General features: G+C 61.7%; 6 protein-coding genes and 1 pseudogene. All 7 read right to left on the minus strand.

The annotated features are described in order from the left end of the window. Positions 1-122 precede the first annotated feature (122 nt). The gene (locus EN991_RS17510) at positions 123-1202 is read right to left on the minus strand and encodes a glycosyltransferase (protein ID WP_064992952.1); all 1080 of its coding nucleotides are present in this window, start codon (positions 1200-1202) and stop codon (positions 123-125) included. A 74-nt stretch (positions 1203-1276) separates the two neighbouring features. Next, on the minus strand, positions 1277-1726 hold the full coding sequence (locus tag EN991_RS17515; protein ID WP_013528107.1) for a hypothetical protein: 450 nt from the start codon (positions 1724-1726) through the stop codon (positions 1277-1279). Between the two features lie 13 nt (positions 1727-1739). Continuing rightward, complete coding sequence (locus tag EN991_RS17520; RefSeq protein ID WP_063169883.1) at positions 1740-3182, minus strand: GMC family oxidoreductase; 1443 nt, start codon at positions 3180-3182, stop codon at positions 1740-1742. Positions 3183-3274: 92 nt separating this feature from the next. Further along, positions 3275-4606, minus strand: a complete 1332-nt coding sequence (locus EN991_RS17525) for a UDP-glucose/GDP-mannose dehydrogenase family protein (RefSeq protein ID WP_013528109.1) — start codon at positions 4604-4606, stop codon at positions 3275-3277. Between the two features lie 67 nt (positions 4607-4673). Next, the gene (locus tag EN991_RS17530; RefSeq protein ID WP_024501832.1) at positions 4674-5528 is read right to left on the minus strand and encodes a family 16 glycosylhydrolase; all 855 of its coding nucleotides are present in this window, start codon (positions 5526-5528) and stop codon (positions 4674-4676) included. A 153-nt stretch (positions 5529-5681) separates the two neighbouring features. Beyond that, on the minus strand, positions 5682-6077 hold the full coding sequence (locus tag EN991_RS17535; RefSeq protein ID WP_127369213.1) for a hypothetical protein: 396 nt from the start codon (positions 6075-6077) through the stop codon (positions 5682-5684). Positions 6078-6367: 290 nt separating this feature from the next. After that, positions 6368-6815, minus strand: a pseudogene (locus EN991_RS17540) (glycosyl transferase family A); the annotation flags it as partial.

Here is a 6815-nt window from a genome sequence, read left to right on the forward strand (position 1 = left end):
AGTCGCAAGAGGGCCGCAAGAGCGCCGCCAAGACCATTGCCCGCGCACTGCTTGGCGCCCGCGGCTACGAGACGCTGAAAAGCCGGGTCAAGCGTCCAGCCTGACCTGCTCAGGCGGCGTCGTCAGGCCGCCTGTCGCGCGCGCTGCTGCATGGCCCTGTCCAGTATCGAGAAGAAGGTGATGAACTGGCGATCGGGATCGAGTTCCGGGCGCCCGGCGAAGCTGCGAGCGAGACTGGAAAGCCGGTCATATTCCTGGTTGTCGCTCCACAGCCGCCTGACGGCCGCGACCCAATCGGCCAGCGGAGCATCGTAATCCAGCACCACGCCACCGGAGCCGACAGCCTCGGGCAGACCGCCGCGCCGCGAACCGATAACGGGGATTCCGCTGCAATGGGCCTCCGAAGCGACGCGGCCCCACGCCTCTTCCCACTTGCTGGGAGCAAGCAGGATCTTCGTGCGGCCATAGACCGTCTTCATGTCGCTGGTGCGGCTCTCCAGGACGACATTGCCCAAGGGAGCGATCGTCTGTTCGATCCGCGCCCGGTGATCGTCGTCGAGCTTCCAGCTTTCGACGAACAGGAATGGAATTTCGCGGCAGGCGCCGGCAATCCGCACCGCGAGCTCAAATCCCTTTTCCTCATAGGGGTTGATCAGCGTGACGAACTGGCCCGTCGTCGGCGTCGAGTAATGCGCCGGGTTGATGGTTGGCGGGATCACTGCTGCCTCGATGCCGAATTCTTTTTTGTAGGTTCGCGCGGTGAAATCCGAATTGGCAATGTAGAGCGCCGAATGCAATTCGCGCAGATCGCCGCCCAGTTCATGGAACTCGACATTGCGGAGATAAACGACCAGAGGCACGCCCTCCGCCTGCAGCGCCTTGCCGATCGGAACCGATTTGTGACACTGGACCACGGCGACATCGGGCTTCAGCCTGTCGACGGCATAACCCGCCGCTTCCCAGGGAAACCAGGCCCGCACCACCGGATAGCCGGGATAGCTGTCGACAACCGCCGGCTGCCGCAACAGCTTCATCTTGGCGCGCGCCTTGAAGCCGAAGACACCGTCACCGAACAGGGCGGCGAGCACAGCGGCTTCATGACCGTGCTCGATCAACTGTTCGGCCAGATGATGCGTGCTCGACTGAACGCCGCCACTGAACTCGGGCGGGTAGCCGTTGCCGCCTGCAAAGAGAACTTTCATGATCGGGCTCCTTGTCGCATCTCGTATTCCTTGCTCGGAGACAACAGGCAAAGGCCGCCGCCTCGCTTTCGACGTCAGGCAAGTTTCGGCGGCTCCAGATTGGCGAAGGGATTGGTACAGGATTGCCAGCCGGTAAACCGGATCGGGTCGTTGGGCGAACTGCGCCAGGCGTAGTCCGTCAGCATATGGAATTCGGCGACGACCCAGCGGTCGAAATGCAGCAGATCTTCCCGCTTCCGCCGGGGCAGCAAGCGACGCGCGGCGCCCAGTTTGAGCTCCTCCACCAGGGTGACGGCGTCACTCAGTTTTTCGCTTGGGAAGTTCCATGGATTCCTGTCGCGGAACGCCAGCACGAACTGCTGCAGATGCTCGATGCGGATGTTCAACTTGCCAAGGTATTTTTCCAGCGTGACGCGCACCAGATCCTCGTCCGAGAAGGAGGAAACGGTGGCGTAGGCGACCCCCGTCGAAACCACTCCGCCAGCCAAGACGGCCAGGGCCGAGCGTCTGGAAATCTCGATCATGCGATACCTCCTTTCACGCGATCCGGCTCGCCGCCCGCAAGGACAGCGCTGCCGCGGTCAGGCTCGGGTTGGCGCAGGAGCAGCTCGGATAGGTGCTGGTGCCGACGACGACCAGGTTTCTGAGCTGATGGTGGATCATGCCGCTGTCGACCACAGAATCGGCCGGGCCGGTGCCCATCCTCAGCGTGCCCTGGACGTGCGATTCGGTCGGCCGAATGCCGCGGTCGAAGAGCTTTTCGACCGGCAGCGGCGCCAGAAGGTCAGGCAATTTCTCCAGAGCGCGCGCCATGCCCTTCACCGCGTAGTCCGATGGCGCCTTGAAGCTGACGAAGGCATTGTCATCCGCGTCAAGCGTGACGTAGTTCTCGGGGTCGAGCAGGTTCTCGGTGACCACGACCAACGGCAGCGCCTGGCGTAGCCGCCCCTTTTCGGCACGCATTCCGTGCTGCCAGCGGTTCTCGAAATAGACCAGTGCCGCCGCATGCTCCGATCGGTGAGGACCATCATAGAGGCCGAAATTCAGGCCGGTTGTGATGGTGCTGCCGTCGAAATTGTCGACACCGTCGAGATAGACCTCGAAATTCCAGCCGTAGGATTCATGCAGGCCGCTGCCGACAAATTCGCCGCCCAGGCCGGATCGCAGCATGATCGCCGCACTCTGGATGGCATTGGCGCCGAGAATGAAGAGATCGCCGCTGACCTGGTATTCCTTGCCGTCATGGCTGAACGTGACCGAACGGACAGCACCGCCGACGTGATCGAGCCGGCGCACTTCCGCACCGAGGCAGACCGAGATGTCGGGATGCTCGAAGACGTGCATCAACCCGTTGTTGACGGTGAATTTGGCGTCGACCGGGCACAGCCAGCAACGCAGATTGGCACAGCACGAGCTGCGCTGCGCGGTCGGCACGCGAGCCCGCGCGGTTGGCATGACGAAGTGCTGGTCGGGCTGCGCCGCCTTCATCATCCTGTCCGGTGTCGACATGCGATGCGGCGGTTGCGGAAACGGCTTCGAGCGGGGCAGCATCGCCGCCATGTCGGGGTCGCCGGAGATCGACATGATGTCTTCCGCGTCGCAGTAGAACGGCTCGACGTCGTCATAACTGATCGGCCAGTCATTACCGATGCCGTAGGTGCTTTTCAGCCGGAAATCATTGGGATGAAATCTTGGCGTCTGCGCGAACCAGCAATTCGTCCCGCCACCCAGTCCGATCGTGTAGTTCCACGGCTTGTCGGAATTGGTCTTGTAGGTCGTCTCGTCTTCGATGTCGGTGTTGACGTTCTGTTCGAGCTGCCATTCATGGGTGTTGTGGCGTCCCCACTCCAGCACCAGAATGCGCGCCTTTCGGCGCCTGGCGAACTCATGCAGGAAGAAGGCCGAACCGAAGCCGGAACCGATCGCGACGAGATCGAAATGATCCTTGGTGATTTGCTCCGGCTTTACGTCCAGCACCATCAGCTACAACTCCACACAGAAATACGCGCTCAGCCCCAGCGTCCGCAGGCCGTGTGCGGACCAGTCTTGCATCCGTCTGCCAGGGCCCGGTCTCATGCCGCCATTCTGCCGATCGAGTGATATTCGATGCCATGGCGGGCGATGACCTTGGGGTCATAGAGGTTGCGGCCGTCGAAGATGACCGGCGTGGTCAGCGCGTCCTTCACCGCGTCGAAGGACGGCGCGCGAAAGCTCTTCCATTCTGTGGCGATCAGCAGCGCATCGGCGCCGCGCAGCGCCGCCTCCTTGGTGCCGCACAGAAGCAGGTCGTCGCGCAGCCCGTAGATGGCCTGGCATTCCTGCATCGCCTCGGGATCATAGGCCTGCACATTGGCGCCGGCCTTCCAGAGCGCCTCCATCAGGACGCGCGCCGGCGCCTCACGCATGTCGTCGGTGTTGGGCTTGAAGGCCAGACCCCAGAGCGCAAAGGTCCTGCCTTTGAGGTTGCCCTTGAAATAGCGGTCCACCTTGTCGAAGAGAACCGATTTCTGTGCGTTGTTGCGCTCCTCAACGGCGCGCAGCAGCTTGGCGTCGAACTTGACGCCTTCGGCGGTCTTGATCAGCGCCCGCACATCCTTCGGGAAGCACGAGCCGCCATAGCCGAGGCCCGGATAGATGAAATGGTAGCCGATGCGCGGATCGCTGCCGATGCCCTTGCGGACCTCCTCGATGTCGGCGCCGAGTTGTTCGGCCAGATTGGCCATCTCGTTCATGAAGCTGATCTTGGTCGCCAGCATGCAGTTGGCGGCATATTTGGTGAATTCTGCGCTGCGCACGTCCATCACGATCATCTTCTCGTGGTTGCGATTGAACGGCGCGTAGAGTTCGCGCATCACAGCCTCGGTGTCCTCGCTGTCGGTGCCGACGATGATGCGGTCCGGCTTCATGCAGTCGGCGACCGCGGACCCTTCCTTGAGGAATTCCGGATTTGAAGCGACATCGAAAGCCAGGTCCTCGCGGCCTCTTTTCTTCAGCGTGTCGGCGATCCTGGCCTTCACCTTTTCGCAGGTGCCGACCGGCACCGTCGACTTGCCGACGACGATCTTGGGTTTGTCCATTTCGCGGCCGATGGTCTCGGCGACTGCCAGCACATATTTGAGGTCGGCCGAGCCGTCCTCGCCCGGCGGCGTGCCGACCGCGATCATCTGGATCTCGCCGTGCCTGACAGCGGCGGCGGCATCCGTTGTGAACTTGATGCGGCCGGCGGCATGGTTCTCCTTAACGAGGTTTTCCAAACCGGGTTCGAAAATGGGAACCAGGCCCTGGTTGAGCCGCTCGACCTTGGCGGCGTCGATGTCGACGCACACCACCTGGTGCCCGACTTCGGCAAGCACCGCCGCCTGCACGAGGCCGACATAGCCAATTCCAAACACCGTCAAATTCATTCGGTTTCATTCCCATGCAAGGCAGCGGACCGTTTTCGGCCCCGCCGGTTCAAATCGACTTTCCCAACTACTTTACACTGCATGCCAGCGATTCCGGAAATTGACAGGGTTCGCCGAGCGCCGTGAAGGCGACCCGCTCGACCTGCAGGGAAAGCTTGCGGCCCGGATCCGCGAACGCTCCCATCCAGCCCTTCATCGTATCGCTGCCCCAAAAGCTGAAGAATATCTTCTGTGCATGGCTGGGCAGCTTCGCCGGGTCGGTAATCGTGTTCACCAGTTGGCCGTTGACGTACCATCGCAAGCTGTCCTTCTGCCAGACGAAGGCGTAGTCGTTGAAGGCCTTCTCCGTGCCGCCCGGTACGTCGACCAGTTTCTCGTTCTTGCCCTTGCCCGCGATATAGGCGTTGACCTGCACCTTGGAGGTGTCCTTGGTCAGGACCTCGAAGTCGATCTCGTCCCAGGGCTGCTTGTCGCTTGGACCGATATAGGTGAAGAACGCGGCGTTGAGGCCGGAGCCGGTATCGGTCTTCAGCCGTGCCTCATAGGTGCCATAGCCGAAGCGCTGCTTGGTCTGGATCTCGCCGCAGACGTAGTCGCGATCCTTCAGCGTCTGCTTTTCGAAGCCGAGCGACAGCACACCATTCGACAGTTCGACCATATTTTTCGACCAGGTGCAATTCTGATGGCTGCCGTTGTTCCAGCCGTCGGAAACATACCAGCGCGTGCGGTCGAAGCTTTTGAAATCATCGACAAAGGACGGCGATGTCGGAATGTCCTGGGCATGGGAAGGGGTTGCCAGGAAACCGCCAAGAGCAGCCAGCAGCAACGCACCGAGCGACCCCAGCCGCCGGGCGGCTTGTCCGGTCCGATATGCGAGAGGCGGTGCGTCAATTGCCGTCGTAGGTTTCGGATTCCAATTCATACCAAACTCACCTTTGCGCTGTGTGTCCCCAACCCAAAGTCGACGTTCGAACCGCTCCTGCACGAGCCAACCTTGACCTCCTTGTGACCCTCTCGATTGCTTCTGCTTCCCGCCTTGCATCAAATCTGTTGCAACAGTTCCGAGCCTTCACGTTCAACCTCTGCCGGCGCCTGCCGGCCAGGCGAATTCCGCCGCGGCGGCCGAGGAGGCATCCTCGTCAAAGACCATATCCAGCGAATGACGGAGCTCTTTCATCATGCCGTCCTGGCGCGACAGCGCCGCGATGCGGCGCTCGCAATTCAGGATCGACTGTGTCAGGGCGCTGACTTCCGAAGACCGCTTGTCGGAAGCAGAGCCGTTTTCCATCGCTTCGACCAGAAAGGCGGCGTTGGTCGACGTCGTCCGGTAGCGATTCTCAAGCCCGGTTCTCTCGGCCTCGATCTCGGCCGCAATCTGCTCGAACAGCTTTGCCAGACGATCAAGACGTGAAACATCGGCCTGACGGTCGCGGGCCGGATCCCTTGATCTGAAACCGAATATCGAGGCCATGAACTCAGGTTCCCGTCATCGCCGGCTTGTGGGCCGGGCTTCTGGCCGATCCCCGCAGCCGGGGCTCAAAAACTCGTGTTGCGTTGTCGTGCTCCTTTTGAGGGAGAGACATCAGACCAATCCGATCGGGGGCCAAGTTCGGCTGGTCGTCCACTATGCTGCACCGCAACATAGACTGCCATCGTCGGAGCCGCGAGGCAACCACCCAATTCGTAAACTCATAAATCCGGCCGAAATGGTTTGCGTGATGACATGCCGCGAGTGGACAAATCGCTGCATCGGGACCACTCTCAGCGTTCCTTGCCCGTGCTGGTTCCGGCCATCAGAAAGCGCAGCGGCGGCACAGGCTTTTGGCTGGACACAAGGCCGACACGACGAAACAGCGCCTCGAGCTTGTCGGAAGCCACGCCCTGGACGATGGGGACGAGGTTGGACAAGCTGGCGAAGGCGTAAGCCGCAGCCGAGCCCAGCCCCCGCTCGGCCTTGACGTCAAGGAAATTACGCAGCCGATATTTGTCGCGCACGTGCCGTTCATGCCGCCGCAGCACCGCCTTCGAGCCTTCCGGCAGGCTGTCGATCGCCAGCAGCGCCAGATCCGCATCGGCCAAACGCTTCAAGTCCTGGGTCTTGTGGCGGCCGCTCAGGGAATCGGCGCGGACGATGGCGCCGTAGCCGCAGGAGCGAATGACCTTGAACCGCGCCCCGCATGCGACCGCGCGGGCGTAGAGTTCATAGTCC

Source organism: Mesorhizobium sp. M7A.F.Ca.US.005.03.2.1, assembly GCF_003997795.1.
Classification (GTDB): Bacteria; Pseudomonadota; Alphaproteobacteria; order Rhizobiales; family Rhizobiaceae; genus Mesorhizobium; species Mesorhizobium ciceri.